Origin of the sequence: Streptomyces sp. NBC_00988, assembly GCF_045162645.1 — a bacterium.
GTDB lineage: Bacteria > Actinomycetota > Actinomycetes > Streptomycetales > Streptomycetaceae > Streptomyces.
In genome coordinates, this window is sequence record NZ_CP108730.1 from 733,917 (window position 1) to 756,079 (window position 22,163).

Sequence of the window (22,163 nt, forward strand, 5' to 3'; positions counted from 1 at the left end):
CGGCAGCTCGACGTCCTTGAGGCAGAGCCGGCACCCACCCCTCGTCGGCCGAGACCAACCGGGACGGCGCGTTCGCCGACACCGTCGCCTCGACCGTGGCCGCGACGGCGGTGCTGCTCGGCTCGGTCCTCCTTCTGCTGCGCATCTCCGTCGGGCCCATTACGCCCGGCGCCGGTTCAACAGCCGCGCAGTTCAAGGACGTTACATCGGGGACTGGTCCAACGTCCGCGCATCCCAAGACCAGTGAGCCAGTCGCCGATCCGACACCCCCAAGCCCCGGATTGACTACACCGAACACCGATCCGACTCCGGCACACCCCAACACCCCTAGGGCCTGTGTGATGTCGTGATCAAGCGGTTGCTTGCAGCAGGTCGTTGATCCAGATCATCGAGGCGCGGAGGTGGAGGCCGGCGAGATAGCTCTCGGGCGTCTTGTCGTATCGAGTCGCGATGCCCCGCCAGGCCTTCAGCTTGTTGATCAGGCGCTCGACGGTGTTCCGTTCCTTGTAGAGATCGGCGTCGTGACCTGTGGGCCGGCCGCCCCGGCTGCCTTTCCTCTTCCGGTTGGCGGCCTGGTCCTTCTTCTCCGGGATGACGGCCTTGATGCTGCGTTTGCGCAGGTAGGAGCGGTTGGCGCGGGATGAGTAGGCCTTGTCCGCGGCGACAGCCCCGGGCCGGGTTCGGGGACGGCCGACCGGCAGACGGACCCGCACCTTCTGCAGCACGGGGGCGAATTGCGGGCTGTCAGCAGCCTGTCCCGCGGTCAGGACGAACGACAAGGGACGGCACTTGCGGTCCGCAGCGAGATGAATCTTGCTCGTCAGCCCGCCTCGGGACCTGCCGAGCAGGGCTTCCTTCAGACGGAGCTTGCGCCGTCGCCTGAGGTGCCGCAGTTCTTCCCGGCCGGGGGCGTCGCGTCCGTCCTGTCCGTTCTGTTCCGGCGGGCCGCCCCCTTTTGCCGGGCCCGTTCCTGGTCGGCGGCGGCTTCCTCGAGGGCGTCCATGACTTCCTTGCCGATGCGCATCCCGGCGGCGTCGTGGTGGGCACGGACGGTGGTGGAGTCCACGCTGACCAGGGACAAGTCGGCCTGCTCCTGGCGGGCGGCCTCAGCGATCATGCCTTCCAGTAATGCGGTGAAGACGCCGGCGTCCCTCCAGACGCGGAAGCGGCCGTAGACCGTCGGCCATGGGCCGAACTCGCCCGGCATCTCCCGCCACTGGCTGCTGGTGCGGAACCGCCAGATCACCCCCTCGAACTGCTTACGCAGCCGCTCAGGGTACGGACCGTAATCGCCTATCGGCAGGAACGGTTCGATCAACTGCCACTGCTCGTCGCTGAGTTGCCTGCGCGTCACGAACGCCTTCCTACCGGATCCGCGTTCCAGACGGATCCAGATCGGCACGATTGATCACGACATCACACAGGCCCTAGGACCACGGCAAGATGACCGCCGCACCCGCCACCCATCAGCCCCTCACCCCGGCGCCAGCACTGCCGGTGGCTCATGCTGTGGGCCGCCGTCGCCGCCCTCGGGATCGACAGCGCCCTCGCGCTCGCCGGGCCGACGGCCATCGGCCGTATCACCCAGGCCGGTGCCGTGACCGGTTGGTGCGCGGCCGTACTGTCGGCCCGTCTAGTGCAGCCCGTCGCCGCCAGGCTGCGCGAGGACGCCGTCACGGCCGCGCTCGCCCTGCCCGTGGACGTCGACGAGGCGGGCGGCACCAGCGATCTGGTCCCCGGGTCTCCGGTGACGTGGACCGGGGTCCCAGGTGGTGTCCGGAGCGCTGGGCGACTTCGTCGCGGCGGCGCCGGCGGTCGCCGCGCCCCTCGTCGGACTGGCCGCCCTGGACTGGCGGTTCGCGCTCGCAGCACTCCTCGCGGTGCCACTCCAGGCGTACGCCCTGCGCTGGTATCTGCGCACCTCGCAACCGCACTAAGCAACGGGCCGCACCGCCGACGGACGCCGCGCTGCCCCCGCTGCGGGCGCTGCGCCTCGGCCCGAGCCGGCACGCCCGGGTGGAAGCGGCCTCGGCGGAGGCGATGACGTACGAACTGCGGGCCACGCACGCGGCGACGAGGTTCTACGGCCGGCTCAACGACGCCGAACTCCTCGGCCTGAGCGCGGTGTTGGTAGCGGCGTACGCCCTGGTGCACGCGGGGCCAACCGACGTGGGCGCCGCGACCACGGCCGCGCTGTTCCCCGTGGGCTTTTCGACCCCGTCAACATGATGCTCGGCAGCTTCGACAGTGTGCAGCAGGCGGCCAGCCTCGCCAGGATCGTCGGCGTCACGCTCGGCGGGCCCGCACCGGCCGAACGCTCGCAGGGCCCAATCGGCCGTCCAGGAACGGCACTTGTGGTGCACGACGTCCACCACCGCTACGGGACCGGCCACGACGTGCTGCACGGCGTCCAGCTCGAACTACCCGCCGGGAAGCGGCTAGGCGGTCGTCGGCGCCACGGGGTCGGGCAAGTCCACGTTGGCGAGCCTCGTCGCGGGCCTGCGCCTCCCGTCCTCGGGACGGGTCACCCTCGGCGGAGCCGGATCATGCTGGTGACCCAGGAACACCACCGGTGCCCCGGGACCATCGCGGACAACCTCCGCCTCGCCCGCCGTGACGCCTCGGTGTCGGACCTGGCCGCCGCGCTCGCCGCCGTAGGCGCATCGGGGTGGACACCCTGGTCGGCACCGGAAGCGTCGATCTCACTCCGCGCCAAATACAGCAATTCACCCAGGCCCTCGACCGGGCGGCCCTCGCCGCGGCCGAGGGCCGTACCGCGGTCGTCGTCGCCCACCGTCTGTCCCAGGCGGCCACCGCCGACGTCGTGGTGGTGATGGACGACGGCAGCGTCGTCGAGCGGGGCACCCGACGAGCTGCGGTCGGTGGGCGGGGGGCTACGCCCGTCTGTGGGCCGCCTGGTCACGCGGCACCGGGTGACCGCGCACCATCGCCCGTCCCGCCCGGCTCCGCAGGCCCCCTACGACCCCGCACTGACCGATGCGATCTTGGAGCCGCATATACTCCATGACCACGACATCAGCCGACCCTGACCTCACCTCCCTGCCTGCCCGTCCCGCGCACCCGAGTGCTGGGGACATGGACAAGGCGGAAACGGTTGTGGGTGGAGGCGGCGGGCGGCAGTAAACGGCCCAAAGTCTCCTCGCCGGGTCGGGGAGACGGGCGGTTCGGCCACGGCAGAGACCGTATCGCCCGTGCCGCCCCGTAGGCTTCGTGGTGTCTACGGCGTCACATAGCGGGCGCCAAACCACTGGAGGCAACACCGCATGCTGATCGCTCAGCGCCCCTCGTTGACCGAAGAGGTCGTCGACGAGTTCCGCTCCCGGTTCGTGATCGAGCCGCTGGAGCCGGGCTTCGGCTACACCCTTGGCAACTCCCTGCGCCGTACGCTCCTCTCCTCGATCCCGGGTGCGGCGGTCACGTCCATCCGTATCGACGGAGTGCTGCACGAGTTCACCACCGTGCCGGGCGTCAAGGAGGACGTCACCGACCTGATCCTCAACATCAAGCAGCTCGTCGTCAGCAGTGAGCAGGACGAGCCTGTCGTGATGTACCTGCGCAAGCAGGGCCCGGGTCTGGTCACCGCCGCCGACATCGCGCCCCCGGCCGGTGTCGAGGTGCACAACCCCGACCTCGTCCTCGCCACGCTCAACGGCAAGGGCAAGCTGGAGATGGAGCTGACCGTCGAGCGCGGTCGCGGCTACGTCTCCGCCGTCCAGAACAAGCAGGTCGGTCAGGAGATCGGGCGCATCCCGGTCGACTCGATCTACTCGCCCGTGCTCAAGGTCACGTACAAGGTCGAGGCGACCCGTGTCGAGCAGCGCACCGACTTCGACAAGCTGATCGTCGACGTCGAGACCAAGCAGGCCATGCGTCCCCGTGACGCCATGGCGTCCGCCGGCAAGACCCTGGTGGAGCTGTTCGGTCTGGCGCGTGAGCTCAACATCGACGCCGAGGGCATCGACATGGGCCCGTCCCCGACGGACGCCGCCCTTGCCGCCGACCTCGCCCTGCCGATCGAGGAGCTGGAGCTCACCGTTCGGTCGTACAACTGCCTCAAGCGCGAAGGCGTCCACTCGGTGGGTGAGCTGCTGGCGCGTTCCGAGGCCGACCTGATGGACATCCGCAACTTCGGTGCGAAGTCCATCGACGAGGTCAAGGAGAAGCTGGCCGGCATGGGCCTCGGCCTCAAGGACAGCCCGCCCGGACTGAACCTGTCCGCCGCTGCCGACACCTACGGTGCCGACGACGACGTGGACGCCGGTTTCGTGGAGACCGAGCAGTACTGATGCCGCGCTGCGCCGGCCTTGGTGACACTTCGCGGACGGGGACAGGAAACCTCCACACTGTTCCCGGCCCGGAGGGAAACCTCGGCCGGCTCCGCGCCGGCGCACAGACCCTGGCGAGACTTTCGAAAGTCCCGCTCAGGGCTCGGGGGTCCATTCCACGGGCGGTGGCGTACGGCTGTAGCGGGCTCCCCTGGTGCCGTAGTGAGCGAGATGGAGCGTCTCACCGTCGACCTGGAGTTCCGCCGGCGGAGGGTTGGGAACGGACATCCGCGGATGGGCGTAGGGGTGACCCTCGATGAAGAGGGGCTCCCGGTTGCTGTTGCAGCCGTCCGCCCAGCTCTGGGCCCGCTCGGGCGTCCACGGGTCCTGCAGGGTCCGCGGGGCGGCCGGGTCGTGCCGGTAGCCGTTGAGGCTGCGGACGAGGGCCTCGCTGTAGACACCCTTGACCCGGAAGTTCTCCAGGTCGTCCGCGCGCACGACCATGTTGACGTATCGGCGGCCGTTCCCGCGGTGCCGGCCCACCGCGGGCCAGCGACCCCAGCCGGGGTCCCACGGAACGGGTGGGATCCACAGCAGGGCACCTGTGCGGAAGTGCTTCGTGCCGTGCTGGATGTCGAGGCCGCCCTCGCCGTGCGCGGTCTCCCGCGCCACGTTGGCCACCAGGCACCAGCCCAACAGGCCGTCCGGTGTCTCTTCTTCGCTGCTTCCCCTGTCCGCCACGCCGAGAATTTTCCGGCACGGGACGGGGCACGGGCAAAGCCTTTGTCAGCTGGGCCCCCGAACTGCCAAGAGGCCCTGCCGTTGTGCCGCGGCTGCCGACAGGCTCTTCAGCGACGGCCTAACTCACGGTCCACACCTGGGCCGCTGCCGGGTGTGCGTCGTCACAACTCCATTGCATGAGCTGGCTTCCGGTACTGCTGACCGTGTCGAGGCACAGACTGGTGCCCACATGCCTGAATTTCGCGCCGACCTTCTGGTCGACGATCGCGGCGGTTTCGACCCACTGTTCCGACGCCAGTCCGTCGCAGAGGTATTGGTCGACGGCCTCTCCTGGAACGCTGGTGCCGTTGTTGACTTCGGCGCAGTACCCACTCGCCTGGTTCACCAGGTAGTAGGTGTCCGCCGCGCCGGTCGACACGAACGCCCAGTTCTGGGTGCTGGAGCCGTTGCAGTTGGCCAGCTGGAGTCTGACGTTGAGTACCCCGCCGGGCGCGTCCACGCATTGGGCGTAGGCCATGTTCTTGATCGTGTGATAGCTGCTCGCAGCCGCTGCGGCCGTAACGCGGGCGGATATGCCCGCCGTGGAGTCCGCGGTCGGCGTGGCGGCACTTGCCCCCGTCGCCAACGTGACCATGCCCGCGCAACTCACGAACGTCGCTGCCAGGACCGTGATCCTGTTTCGGATCTTCATCGTCGTGACTCCTCTGACTCGTCGACCGGAAACCCGATGTCGCCTTGTTCGTGGACAGCGTGTTCCGCCGAAAGGGCGCCGTCGCCCTCTGTTCCGCTCAGCGGACCGGCCAAGAGCTGTGCGGCGCTGCCAGACCCACGTGCCCCGGCGTTCGCGGCGCACCGGCTGAACCTCCGGCGCGGGCGTTGCGTATCCATTCCGCGAGGGACAGCCCCGGTCCCCGCCACGGGACGGAAGGAACGCACCGTGCCCACACCGCCCGCCTCCGGCTCACCGGACGACCGCACCGCGCTGGAGCCCATCCTCGTGGTGCGCCCGCGCAGCACCGACGCGCTGGCCCAACTCCTCGACGAGATACGCCAGGACAAGGACTACCGCACCCACACAACCGAGGCCGTACCCGTCCCGCACACCCCGACCGGCGGCGATACAGAGGAACTCCCGCCCGTCCCCGGCGGCATGGCGGAGAAGCTCCCCGCGCCCGGCGGCGACGTCCGGCCGGCGCGCCCCGCAGACCGCCCGCGACTGGGGCCCGGACACCGGCGGGCGGCCTTGGTGATCGCGGTCGCCGCCGCGGCCGTCGCCGGCTTCGGCTGCTCCCTTCTGATCCCCAGCCCTACCGAGGCCACTCCTGCCGCACCCCCGGCAAGCCCCTCCGTCGCCCCAACTTCGGCCGCCCCGAGCGCCGTCGGGGCATCCGACGTCCTGACCAACCCTGGCTTCGAGTCGGGCGGCGTCTCGCCGTGGAACTGCGCCGGCAACCCGGGTTCGGTCGTCGCCGCCCCCGTCCACACGGGCTCCAAAGCCCTTCAGGGCAGGGTGAGTTCGCGCGACACCGCACAGTGCGACCAGACCGTCGTGGTACGGCCGGACACCACCTACTCACTCAGCGGCTGGGTCCGCGGCTCCTACGTCTACCTGGGCGTGAACGGCGGCACCTCCACGTGGACCAATTCGCCCGCCGCCTACAGCCCACTGACCGTCTCCTTCACCACAGGCGCGTCCCAGACCAGCGCGACCATCTACGTGCACGGCTGGTACGCACAGGGCACGTACTACGCCGACGACATCACCCTGAAGGGGCCGGATGGCGGCAGTCACACCTGAAGCGTGGTGCAGAAGACCGTGAACTGGGCGGGCCGGAGCGGGTAGGTGGCGTCGTGCATTCATGAGGCGAGGGCGAGGTTGTACAGACAGCGAAGGTGCCCAGGATGTAGATGCCGGCGCAGGCGAGGGTGCCGTAGACGGTGGCGCGCGGGACGCTGCGGCCCGGCTCGCGGACTCGTCCGGCGACCACCGAGGCGGCCTCCAGGCCGATGTGGCTGAACAGCGCGATCGGCGCGGCGGCCGGGATCGCGCCCATCGCCGACTGGCCACTGGCGTTGAACGGACCGAAGTTGTGCGGGTCGATGAACAGCAGACCGATGGTGGCCATGAAGAGCAGCGGGATGAACTTCCGTACGGTGGTGAACACCTGGAAGGCGCCCATGTTCCGTACGCCGGTGAGGTTGATCGCGGCGGGTACTCAGAGCCCGATCAGCGCGATGCCGATCGAAATCGCCGTCTTGTGACCGGTGTTGACGAACACCTCGACACAGCCGACCCAGGCCAGCACGATCGCGGCGTTCCCCGCCCCGGCGGTGATCCAGTACGACCAGGCGTTGAGGAGTCCGGCGAACTCGCCGAATGCCTCGCGGGCGTAGACGTCCGGTCCGCCGCTCGCCGGCACGCGCTTCGAGAGCGCTCCGAAGGTCACCGCCGGCGCGAGTGCGCCGAGGGAAGTGCGAACACTCCGGTACCGATGATGGTGCCGACCACGAGCGCGGTCGCGCCGGACAGGCCGGGTGCCGCCCTGGGAACCGCCCCTTCACCGCTTCTTGGGGTCCTGGGCACGGTGGTGCTCCTTGTGCGCGTGGCTACGGGGCATCGATCTGTACCTGATCCTTCTCGGCGGCGGTGATCGTGGTCAGTGGCCGAATATCCCCATCCGGGACCATTGGTCCCGGCCGTCAGGTCCCGAACGGCCCCCCGGCGTGACTCGTGGACGGGCCTGCGGGGACGTCCGGTTCGATGTCCACGGGGCCTTGGGGACGGGCAGCGTCGAAACCGGCACCGGACCGGAGAACCGGTGTGGCGCTCGCGCCGGACCAGGCGTCACCTTCCGTACCGGTCAGGCCAGTTGTGGACCATCAACAGGTCCCGTCGTGGCGTTGTTCGGTCGTCGCAGATCAGTCCCGAAGAGACTCTCCTGCGGTGAGAGCCACGTGCGTACGGTCCCGGCACCGGGGCGGATCGGCACCGGTCCGCCGTAGCCGACGGAACACAAGGGGAGGCGCAGTGGCGAATGTGGAAGTGTCGCTGAAGGAAATGACGGCCGGGATCGAGGGGGCGTTGGGGGCCGCGGTCGTCGATTACACCAGCGGGATGGCGCTCGGCACGCTGGGCGGCAGCAAGAGCCTGGACCTGACGGTCGCCGCCGCCGGGAACACGGATGTGATCCGGTCCAAGGTGCGCACCATGGAGCAGTTGGGCCTCAAGGGCCAGATCGAGGACATCCTGATCACGCTGGACAGCCAGTACCACCTGATCCGCCTGGTCACCGGCCGCAACGGCAACGGCCTGTTCCTGTACCTGGTGCTCGACAAGGCCCGCTCGAACCTGGCGATGGCCCGCCACCAACTCAAGCGCGTGGAGGAGGCGATCGAGATCTAGCCCCGTCCCGACGTGCGGGGACTACGCCTGCCCTTGATGTGAAGACTTCTTCAACTCATCACATCAGCATGGTCACAAGGTGCGCTCGTGCAGGGCCAGGGGCGTGAAGGATCGGTTTCCGAGGGCGGGCTTCGGTGTGACGCCGCCCTCGGAAGCCGCCACGTACCGCGAGCCGCACTCCCACCCACCCGGCAAGGAGCGAGCATCCATGCAGGTCCCCCTCTACCAGGTCAAGGCGGACTTCTTCCGCATGCTCGGGCACCCCGTACGCATCAGGGTGCTGGAACTCCTCCAGCACGGGCCGGTGTCCGTACGGGACCTGCTCGCCGACATCGAGATCGAGCCGTCCAGCCTGTCGCAGCAGTTGGCCGTCCTACGCCGCTCCGGCATCGTCGTGTCCATGCGGGAGGGTTCCACGGTCCGCTACGCGCTCGCCGGCGGAGACGTCGCCGAACTCCTGCGCGCCGCGCGCCGTATCCTCACCGAACTCCTCACCGGCCAGAACCAGATCCTCGCCGAACTCCAGCAGGCGGACACCCCGGAGCAGCCGCTGCCCACGGCCCGGTGACGTCCGGGACGCCGTTCGCGACGTCAGCGCGCGCAAGACCGCGGGGAAGGGTTCCGCGCGGCCTTCAGCCGGGATGCCGAACGCCGATCGGCTTTACGAACCCGTTGCGAGCCCGAAAGGTTCCACGGGACCCCGCATCCGTACTCCTGTACGTGCGGTTTCCGAACCGGACAGGAGACATGGTGCTCGTTTCACGCAAAGCGGCGGGAACTCTCTTCGTGGGCGGTGCGCTCAGCCTCACCCTCGGGTCGCTCCTCTACCCCGCCATGCTCGGAATCCAGAAGGTCAGCGGCGCGTCCGAGCGGGTCATCGCCACCCCGGCGACCGGACCGCTGACGGAAGCCGACCGGGATTTCGTGGTCGAGGTGCGCTCCGCCGGACTGTGGGAGTACTCCGTCGGTCAGATGGCGTTGAGGAAGGGCACGACGAAAGCCGTCAGGATCGCAGGGGAGCACCTGATCGACGGGCGTGCCTCGCTGGACGCCTCCTGTCGCAGCGTCGCCGTCCGGTTGGACATCACCCTCCCCAATCGGCCGTCGCCACAACAGCAGGGCTTCGTGGCCACGTTGAACGCGGACAGCGGCAAGCGGTTCGACGCCGACATGGCCACCCTCCTGCGCGCGGCGGACGGCCAGGTCCTCCCCACGATCGCGAGCGTCCGCACCACCACGAGGAACTCACTGGTCCGTGCCCTGGCCGACCAGGCCAACGGCACGGACCTGGACGACCTCACGGACCTGGAGAAGACCGGCGTGGTCGACTTCGGCCAGGTCCTCGTCCAGGAGACCACCGCGCCCGGGCTCCCGGCCCAGGACATGACCCCGCCGCCCCCGGTCGCGACACAGCCGCAGGTCGTTCTCACTCCGCCGGCGAACAGCACCCTCTCGCCGAGTCCGTCGGCCGGCTGACTCCGTCCATCAGGAGTGATCCACAGGTACGGAGCACTACTCGGACCGGCGCACGCCTGGGCGAGGTGGTCACAGTCGGGGCCGGAGCACCCGCCACCCGGCCAGGGGCGATCGGCAGGTGAGCGGGGACCTTCGACCCCTCCCTGCCCCCGAGTTGGCTTGGTGACGTGGCCGCCAGGCTCGCCCCGAGCAGCCCGGCGCCACCCCGCGCCCCACACCGCACAGCCACACCCGGTGTGCGGCGCGCACGGCCCTGAACGCTGTCGGCCGTCGGAACAACCCGGGCGGCAGAACGGAGGGACGTCATGGCAGACGCTCCGCGCTCATCCCCCGCCCACCTCGTCGGCGGCGGCATCGCCTCACTCGCGGCCGCCGCCTTCCTCGTCCGCGACGCGGAATTCCCCGTCGAGCGGATCCACGTCCTGGAGGAACTCCCCGTCGCCGACGGCTCGATGGACGGCAGTGGCGAGCCCGCCGGATATGTCACCCGTGGCGGACGGATGCTGGAGGAGGAGGCCTACACCTGCCTGTGGAACCTCCTGGAGACGATCCCCACCCTGACGGACAAGGCGGTCTCGGTACGCGAGGAGATCACCCAGTGCAACGCCAAGTGGCCCACCGACGCCAAGGCCCGCCTCATCGGCCGCGGCACCGCGATCCTGGACGCCTCCGACTACGGCCTCGACACCCGCGACCGCCTGGAGCCGACCTGCCTGCTGGTGCTCCCCGAAGCCGTCATCGGCGCACGGCGCATCGAGGACTTCTTCTCCCCGCACTTCTTCGCCACCGACTTCTGGACGATGTGGCGCACCACGTTCGCCTTCCAGAACCGCCACAGCGCCATCGAGCTCAAGCGCTGTCTCCTGCGCTTCATGCAGGAGTTCCCCCGCATGCACACCCTCGCCGGCGTGCGCCGCACCCGCCTCAACCAGTTCGACTCGATCATCCGGCCGCTGCGCATCTGGCTGGAGGCCCGTGGCGTGGTCTTCGAGTACGGCGTACGGGTCACCGACGTCGTTCGAGCGGATGAACCGGGTGCTGGAGATCGACACCGACAACCACGTCGCCGTCGTCCAGCCCGGTGTCACCCTGGCCGAACTCGACGGTCGGACCGCCGAGTTCGGGCTGTGCTACCCGGTGCGCCCGGGTGAGCGGAGCACGTCGGTCGGCGGCACGATCGGCACCAACGTACGACTTGACGCACTTGATCGTCGGCTCCGAGGGCACCCTGGCTCTCGTCACCGAGGCGGTCCTGCGGCTGAAGCCCGGTGCCGGACACGGCGCGACGGTGCCGGCGCCCTTCGCAGGGGCCGAGGAGGTCGCGCGGGCCGTCCGGCGCCTGCCGGCCGGAGGACTGGACCCGCTGGCCCTGGAGTACGTCGACATGCTCACGATGGCCGCGATGACCACTCAGCAGTACCTCGGGCTCGGCATCCCCGCCAAGATCCGCGACACGGCCCTCGGCTGTCTGGTCGTGGTCCTCGAAGCCGATGTGGAAACTCTGGGCGCGCAGTTGCTCGACCTGGGTGCGGCCGACGTCCATGGGCTGCCGTCAGCGGTGGCACGCCAGTTGATCGAGGCGCGGGAACGGGCCTTCTGGGCCGCTCGGTCGGCCGGTGCCGACGAGGTCGTGGACATCGTCGTACCCCGTGCGTCCCTCCCCCGACTGCTCGCCGATGCGGGACGGCAACGTGCACCTCGCTGTCTTCCAGCCGGACGCGAAGCGGCGGGACGAGGTCCTACAGTGGCTGTTCCGCGCGGGAGCGGACGACGGCTCACTCCGGAGAACCGCAGCCGCAGGTTCCCCGGGGACATCTCCTCGTAGAGTCCCGGCAGTTGGTCGTGGTCGCCCGCCACGACGGGACGGACGCACACGGTGGCGCCGTACCGCGAGCAGGGCATGGACGGTGGGTCGGTTGAGCACGTCGTCCGTCGTCACGGGTCTCCTCCAAGGTTCTTCGACACTTCGAGCGTCCCGCGGAACGGAGAGAGGCCCCATGGGCTGCCTGGGGGCGGACCATGGGGCCTCTCTCGGTCGCGCTCAGTCGTCGGCGACCAGCGCCGTCAGGTCGAGGAGTCGGTTGGTGTAGCCCCACTCGTTGTCGTACCAGCCGAAGACCTTGGCCAGGGTGCCGTGTGCCTGGGTCAGGGCCGGGTCGAAGATGCACGAGGAGGGGTCGCCGATGACGTCTCGGGAGACGATCGGGGCCTTCGAGACGCGGAGGATGCCGTTGAGCAGGCCCTCGGCGGCCTCGTCGAAGGCCGCGTTGATCTCCTCGGACGTCACCTCTCGACGCAGCACCACCGCGAGGTCGGTGAGCGAGCCGTCCTCGACGGGCACGCGCACCGCGATGCCGTCCAGGGCGCCGGCCAGCTCCGGCAGCACCAGGCCGACGGCACGCGCCGCTCCGGTGCTGGTCGGGATGATGCTCAGCGCCGCCGAGCGGGCCCGGCGCAGGTCCTTGTGCGGACCGTCGAGCAGGGACTGGTCGTTGGTGTAGCCGTGGATGGTGGTCATCATGCCGCGCTCGATGCCGAAGGCGTCGTTCAGCACCTTGACCATCGGCGCGACGCAGTTGGTGGTGCAGGAGGCGGCCGAGACGATCCGGTCCTGCCAGCGGTCGTACGTCGAGTCGTTGACGCCCATCACGATGGTGGCGTCCGCGTTCTTGCCGGGCGCGGACAGCAGCACGGTGTGGGCGCCCGCCTTCAGGTGCAGGGCGGCGGAGTCGCGGTCGCGGAAGCGGCCGGTGGACTCGACGACGACGTCGGCGCCGTAGTCGGACCAGTGCAGGGCGGCCGGGTCGCGTTCGGCGCTGACGGCGATGCGCGTACCGTCGACGGTGATCGAGCTGTCGTCGTGGCCGACCTCGCGTCCGATGCGCCCGAACGTCGAGTCGTACTCCAGGAGATGGGCGAGGGTGGCGGGCGAGGTGATGTCGTTGATCGCGACCACCTCGACGTCCTGGGTGCCCGCCTCGGCGCGGTCGAGTGCCGCGCGCAGATAGGTGCGGCCTATCCGGCCGAAGCCGTTGATGCCGACGCGTATGGTCATGGCGGTGAACTCCTTTGCAGGGTAAGGGGTTTCAGGCGTCCCAGGTCCAGTCGGCGACCTCCGGCAGGTCGGTGCCGTGCTCGCGGATCCAGGCCTGGTGGCGGGTCCGGGCGTCGGCCATGGTCTGGCGTACGGCGGCGGCGCGCACGGCGAGGCCGGGGACGCGGTCGATAACGTCCATGACGAGGCGGTAGCGGTCGAGGTCGTTGCGGACGACCATGTCGAAGGGTGTGGTCGTGGTGCCGGACTCCTTGTAGCCCCGCACGTGCAGGTTGGCGTGGCCGGTGCGGCGGTAGGCGAGGCGGTGGATGAGCCACGGGTAGCCGTGGTAGGCGAAGATGACCGGCTTGTCCTTCGTGAACAGGCCGTCGTACTCGAAGTCGCTCATCCCGTGCGGGTGTTCGTCGCGGGGCATGAGCCTCGTCATGTCGACGACGTTGACGACGCGGACGGCGAGGTCTGGCAGGTACCGGCGCAGCAACTGGGCTGCGGCCAGGATCTCCAGGGTCGGAACGTCTCCGGCGCAGGCGAGGACGACGTCGGGTTCGCCGCCGTTCTCGGTGCCGGCCCACTCCCAGATCCCGGCGCCACGTGCGCAGTGGGCGCGGGCCTGGTCCATGGACAGCCAGTCGAAGCAGGGCTGCTTGCCGGCGACGACCACGTTGACGTAGTCGCGGCTGCGCAGGACGTGATCGGCCACGGAGAGAAGGGTGTTGGCGTCCGGCGGGAGGTAGACCCGTACGACTTCGGGGCTCTTGTTGAGGACGTGGTCGACGAAGCCGGGGTCCTGATGCGAGAAGCCGTTGTGGTCCTGGCGCCAGACATGGGAAGTCAGAAGGTAGTTGAGGGAGGCGATGGGTGCCCGCCACGCCAACTCCCTCGACGTCTTCAGCCACTTGATGTGCTGGTTGACCATCGAGTCGACGATGTGCACGAACGCCTCGTAGCAGGAGAACAGCCCGTGCCGGCCGGTGAGCAGATAGCCCTCCAGCCAGCCCTGGCAGGTGTGTTCGGACAGGATCTCCATCACGCGGCCGTGCCGGTCCAGGTGTTCGTCGACCGGCAGAAACCCGGCCTGCCAGGCCTTGCCGCTGGCGTTGAAGACGGCCTGCAGCCGGTTGGAGGCGGTCTCGTCCGGGCCGACGACCCGGAAGTCGCGGCTCGCCGAGGTGTCGTGCATGACCCTTTCCAGGAGGTCGCCCAGGATGCGGGTGGGCTCGTGCAGGGTGGTTCCGGGCTTGTCGACGGGGACCGCGAACTGATCGAGCGACGGGACCGGCAGATCGCGTACCAGGAGACCGCCGTTGGCGTACGGGCTGGAGCCGAGGCGCTTGGTGCCCTCGGGCAGGCAGGCGAGGACGTCCGCGACGGGCCGACCCTCGGCACCGAACAGCTCCTCCGGGTGGTAGGAGCGCAGCCATGCCTCCAACTGCCGTAGGTGCTCCGGGTTTTCGCGCACCTCGGACAGCGGGACCTGGTGTGCGCGCCAGGTGCCCTCGACGGGGACGCCGTCGACCTCGGCCGGACCGGTCCAGCCCTTGGGTGTGCGCAGCACGATCATGGGCCAGTGCACCCGCTCGGTGACGTCGTCCTCGCGGGCGGTCCGCTGCATCACGGCGATGCGGTCCAGCGCGTCGTCGAACGCGGCGGCCATCGCGCGGTGCACCTTGAGCGGGTCGTCGCCGGTGACGTGGATCGGCTCGTGGCCGTATCCCCGTAGCAGCTCGTCGAGTTCGGACTCGGGGAGGCGGGACAGTACGGTCGGGTTGGCGATCTTGTAGCCGTTGAGGTGCAGGATCGGCAGGACGGCGCCGTCGTGGACGGGGTCGAGGAACTTGTTGGAGTGCCAGGCGGCGGCGAGCGGGCCGGTCTCCGCCTCGCCGTCACCGATGACGCAGGCGACCAGCAGGTCCGGGTTGTCGAAGGCGGCGCCGTAGGCGTGCGCGAGCGAGTAGCCGAGCTCGCCGCCCTCGTGGATCGAACCGGGCGTCTCGGGTGCCACGTGGCTCGGTACGCCGCCGGGGAAGGAGAACTGCTTGAAGAGCCGGTCCATGCCCGCCCCGTCGCGCGAGACGTTCGGATAGGTCTCGCTGTAGCTGCCCTCCAGCCAGGAGTTGGCGAGCACCGACGGGCCGCCGTGTCCCGGTCCCCACACGCACAGCGCGTCCAGGTCACGTGCCTTGATCACCCTGTTGAGGTGGGTGTAGACGAGGTTGAGGCCCGGCGAAGTCCCCCAGTGACCGAGCAGTCGCGGCTTGATGTGCTCGGGCCGGAGGGGCTCGGTGAGCAGCGCGTTCGCCATCAGGTAGATCTGGCCCGCCGCAAGGTAGTTGGCGGCCCGCCAGTGGGCGTCCAGGGTGCGCAGTTCGTCGTCGGAAAGTCCGGTCGCGTCCGGGTGTTCGGCCTTGTTCATCAGGGGCTCCGGGAGTCATCGGCGTGGGCAAGGGCGGGAGAAACGGCATGGCAGGCAAAAGACTGCGAGGCTGCCGCGCCGGCCGTACGTGGGACAACTGCGTTGCTTGCGAGTGGAGTTGGTGACCCGCCGCGGCGCTGAGAGCATCGGTGGTCCGCCGCGCGATCCGCGGACCTGCGTCCCCGGTCGCGCGGCGGGTCTCCGAGCGGCCGGTCACCGCGTTCATGTGTGCTCGGGCACGATGACCACCGGGCAGGCGGAGTGGTGCAGCACTCCGTGTGCCACCCGGCCCAGTTGGAGCCCGTAGTGCCCGGAACGGCGCTTGGCTCCGACGACCAGGAGGTCGGCGCCCTGGGACGCGTCCACGAGGACGGGCCGGGTGTGGCCCTCGACCGTGCGGCGGCGTGAGGCGACATCGGTGGGAGCGTCCCGGAGCGCCGCGTCCAGCGCCTCCACCGCCTGCTGCTCGTGCAGTCGGGCGGGTTCTCCGGACATCAGCGGATGGTCGGTGGTCTCGTGCGCGGGCCAGCGCCAGGCCCGTACAGCGTCCACCCGCACCCCACGTCGTCGCGCCTCCTCGAAGGCGAAGCGCACCGCCGCCGAGCCCGCCGGCTTCTCTCCGACGCCCACGACGATGCGGCCGTGCGTACCGGCCTGGGCCTGGTTGTCGTGGTTGCCGCGCACGACGACCATCGGGCACTGCGCGTGCCCGGCCACGATCAGACTCACGGAACCCAGCAGCGCCTCGGCGATGCCGCTGCGGCCGCGGGTGCCCGTCACCAGCATCGAGGCGCTGCGGCTCTCCCGGACCAGCGCGTACTCGGGTTCCTCCGCCAACACCTCGACACGCACGTCGAGTTCCGGATGACGGCGACGCGCCCGGCGTGCGGCGGTGTCGACGACGTCCTCGGCCGCCACCTGCTCGTCTGGCTTGGCGAGGTCCTCGGCGATCGAGGTGCCCTCGTAGCGCTCCCACAGCGAGGCGTACACCACCCGCAGCGGGACCCCGCGCAGCGCGGCCTCGTCGGACGCCCAGTCGACGGCGCGCAGACTCGGCTCGGAGCCGTCCACGCCCACGACCATGGGGAGTGTCATCGTGGTCACCGCCCCGACGTGAGGTCGAAGACGATCCGGGCCCTGACCTCGCCGCGCAGCACGTCGGCGATGGACTCGTTCACGGTGTCCAGCGACCGGGTCTCGTAGATGACCTTCGTGCGGCCCGCCGCGTGCAGCCGGAAGACCTCGTCGAGGTCCTGGCGGGTACCGACGATCGAACCGATCACCGAGGTGCCACCCAGGACGGTGTCGAAGATCGGGACCTGGATGGTGCCGTGCGCGGGCAGGGCGACCATGACGAGCTTGCCGCCGCGCCGCAGACCGGAGTTGACGGCCGCGAACGCGCCCTCGTTCACGGCCAGCGCGATCGCGGCGTGGGCTCCGCCGTGCCGCTTGAGGACCTCTCCCACGTCGTCCTTGCGGGCGTCGATGACGAGGTCGGCGCCGAGCTCCGCGGCCAGTTCGAGCTTCTCGTCGGTGACATCGATCGCGGCGACGGTGGCCCCGGCGATCTTCGCGTACTGCACCGCCAGGTGCCCGAGCCCGCCGACACCGGAGATCGCGACGAGTTGCGCGGGGCGAACGCCGGCGACCTTGAGGGCCTTGTACGTCGTGACGCCCGCACAGGTCAGCGGAGCGGCCTCGACCGCGCTCACGCCGTCGGGCACCGGCTGGGCGAAGTCGGCCCAGGCCAGCATCTTCTCGGCATACCCGCCGTCGCAGCCGTAACCCGTGTTGACCTGCTGCTCGCACAGCGTCTCCCAGCCGGACAGGCAGTGCTCGCACCGTCCGCAGGCCTTGCCGAGCCACGGCACGGCGACCCGCTGCCCGATGCCCAGGTGGGTCACGCCGTCGCCGAGCTTCTCGACGAGGCCGACGCCCTCGTGACCCGGCACGAACGGCGGGCTGGGCTTGACCGGCCAGTCGCCGTGCGCGGCATGGATGTCCGTGTGGCACAGCCCCGACGCCACCACACGGACGCGGACCTGACCGGGGCCGGGCTCGGGATCCGGCCGGTCCTCAATGACGAGGGGCTCGCCGAACGCTCGTACAACCGCTGCCTTCATGACTACTGCTCCTCAGGGGACGGGGATGGATCAGTCGTGTGCGACGACGGCCACGGGGGCGGTGGAGTGGTGCAGGACGCCGTGCGCGACCGGGCCGATGTGGGCGCCGAGCGCGTTGCGGCGGATACGGCGGCCGATGACGACGAGGGAGGCCTCGCGGGCGGCGTCCACCAGGTGGCCGGCGGCGCTGCCGACGCGGGGCTCCAGGGCGACCTCGGTGCCGGGGTGCTTCTGGCGCCACGGGCGCAGGGCCTCGGTGAGGGAGTCGGTCTCCTCGCGGGAGAGTTCGTCGTTGAGGCCCGCGTCCATGGCGAGGCCGTAGGCGTAGTACGGCGGCAGGTTCCAGCCGTAGACGACCCGCAGGCCGGTGCCGCGCAGGGCGGCCTCGGCGAACGCGAACTCGATCACCGTGTCGGCCGGGGCGCCGGCGTCGAGGCCGAGCACCACGGGCCGGGGCGGAGTGGCGGATGCCGGGTCGATCTCGTCCTCGTCGGCGGACTTTCCGTCGGCGCGGACCAGGACCACGGGCAGTTCGGCGTGGGCGACGACGGCGAGCCCGACGGAACCGACGAGGAAGCCGCCGACCCCGCTCAGCCCACGCGAGCCGAGAACCAGCAGTTCGGCGTCCTTCGACGCGTCGACCAGCGCGTCCGAGGGCGTGCCGGTGACCTGCTCCTCGGTCACGTCCAGGCCGGGGTGACGCAGCCTCAGCCCCTCGCCGGCCTCGCGCGGAATCCGCTCGCTCCACTGCTGCTGCGTCTCCACGCCCATCAGCGGCGCCTGGGCCAACGGGTCCGGGGCGGGCACCCAGACATGGACGATCTTCAGCGGCAGACCGCGCAGTTCCGCCTCGCGGGCCGCCCATTCGGCAGCGGCACTGCTCTCGGGGGAACCGTCGAGACCTGCGACAACCGTGCGGACCATGGTTCTTCCTCCTCAACGGGATGTGATTCCAGCTTCGTGGCGTAGGGGTTCCCGCAGCAGGGGCCGCAGGTCCCCGACAGGGGCCGATCGGCCCAATGGACAGCCGGAGGGTGGGCCCCCTCGCGAGGGGCCACCGTTTCTCCTGCGGTCAGCGCAGCCAGGTGTGGTCGCGGACGATGGGCAGCGTGGCCCAGAGCTTGCCGAGACCCCAGGTGACACCGGCACCCGCCGCCGCGAGGGCGATCAGGACCACCGCGTAGATCAGGTGGTAGTCGACGAACGGGTTCGACGACATGCTCAGCGTGCCGTCCGACAGGTGCTTCGCCGGCGGCCACTCGGCCAGCCACATCAACGCCATCATCGCCGTACCGGCGACAGCGGCCGGCCGCAGTGCGACACCGGCAACCAACGCGACACCGACGCCCAGCAGACCGAGTATGAACAGCCAGTTCGCCCAGCCCGCACCCGCCCAGTCATGGAACGTCGACTCCATCGGACCCGCCGCCACCGAACCCAGGAAGCCCTTCGTCGGCGAACCGCCGTCGATCCAGCCCTTGCCCGACGGAGTCGCGTAACCGAAGCCGAACGTCTTGTCGAGGAAGGCCCACAGGAAGACGAACCCGGTCAGCAGGCGAAGGGAGGCGAAGGCGTAGACACGCGTCGCAGTCGTCGTCGTGGCGGCTGCCGTCACGGCGCCGTCCGCCGCCGAGCCGTTCCTGCGGGACGTGGGCAGGTGGAAGCCGGAAGTGCGGTGCGGGTGCTCGTGCACGGCCATGATCGTGGTCCTTTCGAGGTGTCGGTCGTTCGTCGCACCCCTGACTCTTGTGCGCCGGGCCGTCCGCCACCTGATGCCGTTGGTCCGTCGGCCCCGGGCTGAACGACCCCTTCCGCAGGGCCGGTTGGGCGTCCCCCGGAACGGTGTGCGCCGCTCGCTCTCCCGCAAGCAGGCCGGACCAGGGCCATGGCCGGACGTCATCACACTCGCGTGGACCGGCGGGGCAAGCGCGGTGACGAACTGGACGGTGTTCGCCCGCTCATCGTCCGCATGGACCGCCCGCCCGGGTACAGGAGGGCATGACCGGCGAGGGCGACAACGATGCGCGTGGGTGGGCAACCGACGGAAACGGGCGCGGTCCCTCCTACGCGGAGGCTCCCGCGGCCAACTGCCTGGACTTCCTCCGGCCGCGGTAAACGGCCACCGGCACCTTGGCGAACAAGCCCGCGACAGCGAGCGGGATCAGTGGGGAGAGCGCGCGGCCCAGCCGGTTCCAGTCACCCTGATCCACCGGCACCCAGGACCCCCAGGGCTCCTTGGCCACCTTCACCGGCGCTCCGAAGACGGGCTCGGAGGAGAAGCCGGTCGCCGTGATCCAGCGTGTCCCGCCACCCGAGTCCTGCGCCGGATCCACGAACCCCTTGCAATCGAGGTCGGGATGACTGCCACCCCGGGATGTCGTGGCCGGCGCGGACGCCTCGCAGTCCGTGACCCGCATCGTCAGCTCGTTCCCCACCAACCCCAGGCGCCCGACGGCCGAGACGGCCATGTAGACGGCGACACCGAAGAGGGAAAGGGCGATCACTCCACAGAGGACAGTCCCGAAGACCTGCTTCCGCCCCGTGCGCACCGTGGTCTGCTTGATCACTGTCCGATCGTACGAACCCACTGCCGGGAGGCTGACGGCACCCCTGCTTGCGGGGGTCGCCTCTCCATGCACGGTGCGTCAGTGGTGGACGGGAGCCCCCCGAGCCGGCCGGTGCGTGCGGACCACCGGTGTGACCGGCCGCCGTTGCTGCGTCCGGCGGGCGCGCATCCGCAGCACCGGCGCGTCGAGTACGGCGGTGGCCACGGTCGCGATCACGAGCAGGACTCGGTCGGCCCCGTCGGCGGGCCGGGTGGCCCATGGCCCGCCAGGACGCAGGGGCGGACGCTGGAGGTGGTAGATCCGTACGCTTTCCGGAGGTACCTCATGAACACTTCACCGACCATGAGCATGCCGCGGGCCCTGCCCCCGGAGGACCGCGAACAGCTGATGAAGCTCGCCCGCGAGGTGTCCATCCCGCAGGGCACCCGGCTCTTCCAGGAAGGCGCCCGTGCCGACCGGTTCTGGATCATCCGCACCGGCACGATCGCCCTCGACATGCACGTGCCCGGCCGTCAGGCTGCCGTCATCGAGTCGCTGGGTCACAACGAACTCGTCGGCTGGTCCTGGCTGTTCGGCCCGCACACCTGGCACATGGGTGCCGAGGCCACGACGCCGGTCCGGGCCTGGGAGTTCGACGCCACGGCCGTACGCGCGCTGTGCAAGGACGATCCCGCGCTCGGCGTGAACGTCTTCCAGTGGGTGGGCGACATCGTGGCCCACCGGCTCCGCTCGGCCCGCACCCGGCTGCTGGACCTGTACGCCCCGTACGGCAGCGGTGGCATGCGGTGACCGCGCCGACGGGTCGTGACGAGGGAGGAGTGACCATGCATGGATCGCCGCACATCGTGAGCGACGTGATGACCCGTACCGTCGCCACCGTCGTGCGAGGGGCCGCCTTCAAGGACATCGTGCGCACGATGCAGGAGCGGAAGGTCAGCGCCCTGCCCGTGCTCGACGCGGCGGATCGGGTGGTCGGGATCGTCTCCGAGGCGGATCTGCTGCCCAAAGAGGAGTTCCGCGACAGCGACCCCGACCGGCATACCCAGTTGCGCCGGCTGTCCGACCTCGCGAAGGCCGGTTCGGTGACGGCGGGCGAGCTGATGACGTCCCCCGCCCTGACCGTGGGCTCGGGCGCGACCCTCGCACAGGCCGCGCGGGCCATGGCCCGGGCCAAGGTCAAGCGGCTGCCCGTCGTCGACCACGCGGGCCGGCTGGAGGGCGTCGTCAGCCGGGCCGACCTGCTGAAGGTGTTCCTCCGGGACGACGAGGAGATCGCGGAGGAGGTGCGCCGCGAAGTGGTGGCGTACCTGTTCCCCGGTCCGGCGTCGGACGTGCGGGTCGAGGTCCAGGACGGTGTCGTACGGCTCGGCGGCCGGGTGCGGGACACGTCCCTGGTGCCCGTGGCCGCACGGTTGGTGCGAGCCGTCGAAGGGGTCGTGGACGTGCGGTTCGGACTCGACGCGCCCGTCCGCACCGCGTAACGAGAAGCGCGCTGAGCCCGCAAGCCGTTGCCCCGCCGGCCACCGACTGCCGACGAGGCAACGGCGTCTCAGCCGGTCCTGCGCCCGCACCGCGCCGCGGCCTGCTCCCAGTCCTCGCCCCACTGCTCGGTGGCCCGCCGCTCCACCCTCGGCCGGATCGGACGACCGCCGGCGAGCACGAGCAGTCCGCCGACCGGCCCGGCCCCCGTTCCGGCCATCACCACGTGTGCCGTCTCCACGACCGGGCTCGCGGGCTCGTCCACCAGGTGGCCGTGTCCGTCCGTCCACACCGGTACCGCGCTGCCGACGGCGGTTCCGGCCTTCACGTCCGCCATGGCGGTACGGACGGTGCCCTGCGCGTCGGTCCAACGCACGTTCGCCCGCGCGCGGTTGTAGTCGGCCGCGACGCGCGCACCGCGCGGCACGGTGCTGAGCAGCACTGCGGTGGCCGGCCGATGCTTGGCACCGTCCCTCGCCCGGGCGTTCGCGACGATCCATGGCTCGACCGCGTCGCTGTGCCGGCGCAGTTCGTCGGGCCGCCGGCGCCACCCCAGGACCTTCACGCGCTTGGTCTTCCGCATCGGTCACACCCCCTCACGGGACTGATGGAGACGAGAA

The 22,163-nt window shown here is 70.3% G+C and carries 24 protein-coding genes and 4 pseudogenes; 13 read left to right on the forward strand and 15 right to left on the reverse strand.

Annotated elements, in window-relative coordinates:
- Positions 1–350: 350 nt before the first annotated feature.
- A pseudogene (locus tag OG496_RS03385) lies at positions 351–1,354 on the reverse strand (IS5 family transposase).
- A gap of 418 nt (positions 1,355–1,772) precedes the next feature.
- Between OG496_RS03385 and OG496_RS03390 the strand changes: the two are divergent.
- The 3 genes from OG496_RS03390 to OG496_RS03400 all read left to right on the forward strand — a co-directional run bounded on the left by OG496_RS03390 (position 1,773) and on the right by OG496_RS03400 (position 2,556).
- Complete coding sequence (locus OG496_RS03390) at positions 1,773–1,937, forward strand: hypothetical protein (RefSeq protein ID WP_405969491.1); 165 nt, start codon at positions 1,773–1,775, stop codon at positions 1,935–1,937.
- A gap of 103 nt (positions 1,938–2,040) precedes the next feature.
- The gene (locus OG496_RS03395; protein WP_405969492.1) at positions 2,041–2,229 is read left to right on the forward strand and encodes a hypothetical protein; all 189 of its coding nucleotides are present in this window, start codon (positions 2,041–2,043) and stop codon (positions 2,227–2,229) included.
- Positions 2,230–2,478: 249 nt separating this feature from the next.
- Complete coding sequence (locus OG496_RS03400) at positions 2,479–2,556, forward strand: hypothetical protein (protein ID WP_405976556.1); 78 nt, start codon at positions 2,479–2,481, stop codon at positions 2,554–2,556.
- Here the strand turns inward: OG496_RS03400 and OG496_RS03405 are convergent.
- Positions 2,525–2,923, reverse strand: coding sequence for a hypothetical protein (locus OG496_RS03405; protein ID WP_405969493.1), 399 nt, complete (start codon positions 2,921–2,923; stop codon positions 2,525–2,527). The genes OG496_RS03400 and OG496_RS03405 overlap by 32 nt on opposite strands.
- Before the next feature lie 361 nt (positions 2,924–3,284).
- Here OG496_RS03405 and OG496_RS03410 point away from each other — a divergent pair, with 361 nt between their 5' ends.
- Positions 3,285–4,307, forward strand: coding sequence for a DNA-directed RNA polymerase subunit alpha (locus OG496_RS03410; RefSeq protein ID WP_033280953.1), 1,023 nt, complete (start codon positions 3,285–3,287; stop codon positions 4,305–4,307).
- A 135-nt stretch (positions 4,308–4,442) separates the two neighbouring features.
- Here the strand turns inward: OG496_RS03410 and OG496_RS03415 are convergent, their stop codons facing one another.
- Together OG496_RS03415 and OG496_RS03420 are read right to left on the reverse strand one after the other, a co-directional pair.
- Positions 4,443–5,027, reverse strand: a complete 585-nt coding sequence (locus tag OG496_RS03415; protein ID WP_405969494.1) for a hypothetical protein — start codon at positions 5,025–5,027, stop codon at positions 4,443–4,445.
- A gap of 118 nt (positions 5,028–5,145) precedes the next feature.
- Positions 5,146–5,718 carry an RICIN domain-containing protein gene (locus OG496_RS03420; protein ID WP_405969495.1) on the reverse strand — a complete coding sequence of 191 codons (573 nt, stop codon included), beginning with the start codon at positions 5,716–5,718 and terminating at the stop codon, positions 5,146–5,148.
- A gap of 693 nt (positions 5,719–6,411) precedes the next feature.
- On the opposite strand from OG496_RS03420, the pseudogene OG496_RS03425 reads away from it, so the two are divergent.
- Positions 6,412–6,813: pseudogene (locus tag OG496_RS03425) on the forward strand (carbohydrate binding domain-containing protein); the annotation flags it as partial.
- On the opposite strand, the gene OG496_RS03430 reads toward OG496_RS03425, so the two are convergent.
- Together OG496_RS03430 and OG496_RS03435 are read right to left on the reverse strand one after the other, a co-directional pair.
- Positions 6,788–7,207, reverse strand: coding sequence for an amino acid permease (locus tag OG496_RS03430; protein WP_405969496.1), 420 nt, complete (start codon positions 7,205–7,207; stop codon positions 6,788–6,790). The pseudogene OG496_RS03425 and the gene OG496_RS03430 sit on opposite strands and share 26 nt — an antisense overlap.
- Before the next feature lie 36 nt (positions 7,208–7,243).
- Entirely contained in the window at positions 7,244–7,474 is a 231-nt protein-coding gene (locus tag OG496_RS03435; RefSeq protein WP_405969497.1) for a hypothetical protein, read from the reverse strand.
- A gap of 581 nt (positions 7,475–8,055) precedes the next feature.
- Between OG496_RS03435 and OG496_RS03440 the strand changes: the two genes are divergently transcribed.
- The 6 genes and pseudogenes from OG496_RS03440 (at position 8,056) to OG496_RS03465 (ending at position 11,731) form a co-directional block, all read left to right on the forward strand.
- Entirely contained in the window at positions 8,056–8,430 is a 375-nt protein-coding gene (locus OG496_RS03440; RefSeq protein WP_366492730.1) for a hypothetical protein, read from the forward strand.
- Between the two features lie 208 nt (positions 8,431–8,638).
- Positions 8,639–8,998 carry an ArsR/SmtB family transcription factor gene (locus OG496_RS03445; protein WP_405969498.1) on the forward strand — a complete coding sequence of 120 codons (360 nt, stop codon included), beginning with the start codon at positions 8,639–8,641 and terminating at the stop codon, positions 8,996–8,998.
- 179 nt (positions 8,999–9,177) lie between these two features.
- Positions 9,178–9,906, forward strand: coding sequence for a DUF4142 domain-containing protein (locus tag OG496_RS03450; RefSeq protein ID WP_405969499.1), 729 nt, complete (start codon positions 9,178–9,180; stop codon positions 9,904–9,906).
- A gap of 305 nt (positions 9,907–10,211) precedes the next feature.
- A pseudogene (locus tag OG496_RS03455) lies at positions 10,212–10,874 on the forward strand (oleate hydratase); the annotation flags it as partial.
- A gap of 58 nt (positions 10,875–10,932) precedes the next feature.
- A pseudogene (locus tag OG496_RS03460) lies at positions 10,933–11,034 on the forward strand (FAD-binding protein); the annotation flags it as partial.
- Positions 11,035–11,101: 67 nt separating this feature from the next.
- Positions 11,102–11,731: an FAD-binding oxidoreductase gene (locus OG496_RS03465; RefSeq protein ID WP_405969500.1), complete on the forward strand. Its 630-nt coding sequence runs from the start codon at positions 11,102–11,104 to the stop codon at positions 11,729–11,731.
- Positions 11,732–11,947: 216 nt separating this feature from the next.
- Here OG496_RS03465 and gap read toward each other — a convergent pair whose 3' ends face one another.
- From gap to OG496_RS03505, 8 genes are all read right to left on the reverse strand, one after another.
- Entirely contained in the window at positions 11,948–12,961 is a 1,014-nt protein-coding gene (gap, locus tag OG496_RS03470) for a type I glyceraldehyde-3-phosphate dehydrogenase (RefSeq protein WP_405969501.1), read from the reverse strand.
- Positions 12,962–12,992: 31 nt separating this feature from the next.
- Entirely contained in the window at positions 12,993–15,374 is a 2,382-nt protein-coding gene (locus tag OG496_RS03475) for a phosphoketolase (RefSeq protein ID WP_405969502.1), read from the reverse strand.
- A 222-nt stretch (positions 15,375–15,596) separates the two neighbouring features.
- Positions 15,597–16,469, reverse strand: a complete 873-nt coding sequence (locus OG496_RS03480; protein ID WP_405976557.1) for a universal stress protein — start codon at positions 16,467–16,469, stop codon at positions 15,597–15,599.
- A 5-nt stretch (positions 16,470–16,474) separates the two neighbouring features.
- Entirely contained in the window at positions 16,475–17,497 is a 1,023-nt protein-coding gene (locus tag OG496_RS03485) for a zinc-dependent alcohol dehydrogenase (protein ID WP_405969503.1), read from the reverse strand.
- Positions 17,498–17,527: 30 nt separating this feature from the next.
- Positions 17,528–18,421, reverse strand: coding sequence for a universal stress protein (locus OG496_RS03490; protein ID WP_405969504.1), 894 nt, complete (start codon positions 18,419–18,421; stop codon positions 17,528–17,530).
- A gap of 148 nt (positions 18,422–18,569) precedes the next feature.
- The gene (locus tag OG496_RS03495) at positions 18,570–19,196 is read right to left on the reverse strand and encodes a hypothetical protein (protein WP_405969505.1); all 627 of its coding nucleotides are present in this window, start codon (positions 19,194–19,196) and stop codon (positions 18,570–18,572) included.
- Positions 19,197–19,560: 364 nt separating this feature from the next.
- Entirely contained in the window at positions 19,561–20,064 is a 504-nt protein-coding gene (locus tag OG496_RS03500; RefSeq protein ID WP_405969506.1) for a hypothetical protein, read from the reverse strand.
- Positions 20,065–20,142: 78 nt separating this feature from the next.
- Positions 20,143–20,280: a hypothetical protein gene (locus tag OG496_RS03505; protein WP_405969507.1), complete on the reverse strand. Its 138-nt coding sequence runs from the start codon at positions 20,278–20,280 to the stop codon at positions 20,143–20,145.
- A 108-nt stretch (positions 20,281–20,388) separates the two neighbouring features.
- Here OG496_RS03505 and OG496_RS03510 point away from each other — a divergent pair, with 108 nt between their 5' ends.
- On the forward strand, positions 20,389–20,853 hold the full coding sequence (locus OG496_RS03510) for a cyclic nucleotide-binding domain-containing protein (protein WP_366492721.1): 465 nt from the start codon (positions 20,389–20,391) through the stop codon (positions 20,851–20,853).
- 35 nt (positions 20,854–20,888) lie between these two features.
- Positions 20,889–21,545, forward strand: coding sequence for a CBS domain-containing protein (locus OG496_RS03515; protein ID WP_405969508.1), 657 nt, complete (start codon positions 20,889–20,891; stop codon positions 21,543–21,545).
- A 68-nt stretch (positions 21,546–21,613) separates the two neighbouring features.
- Here OG496_RS03515 and OG496_RS03520 read toward each other — a convergent pair whose 3' ends face one another.
- A complete protein-coding gene (locus OG496_RS03520; RefSeq protein ID WP_405969509.1) occupies positions 21,614–22,126 on the reverse strand; it encodes a hypothetical protein in 513 nt (170 codons plus the stop codon).
- Between the last annotated feature and the right edge of the window lie 37 nt (positions 22,127–22,163).

Excerpts from the sequence above, each read along its gene's own strand:
- OG496_RS03475 (WP_405969502.1), bottom strand. The coding sequence starts at position 15,374 with ATGAACAAGGCCGAACACCCGGACGCGACCGGACTTTCCGACGACGAA.
- OG496_RS03430 (WP_405969496.1), bottom strand. The coding sequence starts at position 7,207 with ATGGGCGCCTTCCAGGTGTTCACCACCGTACGGAAGTTCATCCCGCTG.
- OG496_RS03515 (WP_405969508.1), top strand. The coding sequence starts at position 20,889 with ATGCATGGATCGCCGCACATCGTGAGCGACGTGATGACCCGTACCGTC.
- OG496_RS03520 (WP_405969509.1), bottom strand. The coding sequence starts at position 22,126 with ATGCGGAAGACCAAGCGCGTGAAGGTCCTGGGGTGGCGCCGGCGGCCC.
- OG496_RS03480 (WP_405976557.1), bottom strand. The coding sequence starts at position 16,469 with ATGACACTCCCCATGGTCGTGGGCGTGGACGGCTCCGAGCCGAGTCTG.
- OG496_RS03485 (WP_405969503.1), bottom strand. The coding sequence starts at position 17,497 with ATGAAGGCAGCGGTTGTACGAGCGTTCGGCGAGCCCCTCGTCATTGAG.
- OG496_RS03445 (WP_405969498.1), top strand. The coding sequence starts at position 8,639 with ATGCAGGTCCCCCTCTACCAGGTCAAGGCGGACTTCTTCCGCATGCTC.
- OG496_RS03510 (WP_366492721.1), top strand. The coding sequence starts at position 20,389 with ATGAACACTTCACCGACCATGAGCATGCCGCGGGCCCTGCCCCCGGAG.
- OG496_RS03420 (WP_405969495.1), bottom strand. The coding sequence starts at position 5,718 with ATGAAGATCCGAAACAGGATCACGGTCCTGGCAGCGACGTTCGTGAGT.
- OG496_RS03490 (WP_405969504.1), bottom strand. The coding sequence starts at position 18,421 with ATGGTCCGCACGGTTGTCGCAGGTCTCGACGGTTCCCCCGAGAGCAGT.
- OG496_RS03395 (WP_405969492.1), top strand. The coding sequence starts at position 2,041 with ATGACGTACGAACTGCGGGCCACGCACGCGGCGACGAGGTTCTACGGC.
- OG496_RS03410 (WP_033280953.1), top strand. The coding sequence starts at position 3,285 with ATGCTGATCGCTCAGCGCCCCTCGTTGACCGAAGAGGTCGTCGACGAG.
- OG496_RS03450 (WP_405969499.1), top strand. The coding sequence starts at position 9,178 with ATGGTGCTCGTTTCACGCAAAGCGGCGGGAACTCTCTTCGTGGGCGGT.
- gap (WP_405969501.1), bottom strand. The coding sequence starts at position 12,961 with ATGACCATACGCGTCGGCATCAACGGCTTCGGCCGGATAGGCCGCACC.
- OG496_RS03495 (WP_405969505.1), bottom strand. The coding sequence starts at position 19,196 with ATGGCCGTGCACGAGCACCCGCACCGCACTTCCGGCTTCCACCTGCCC.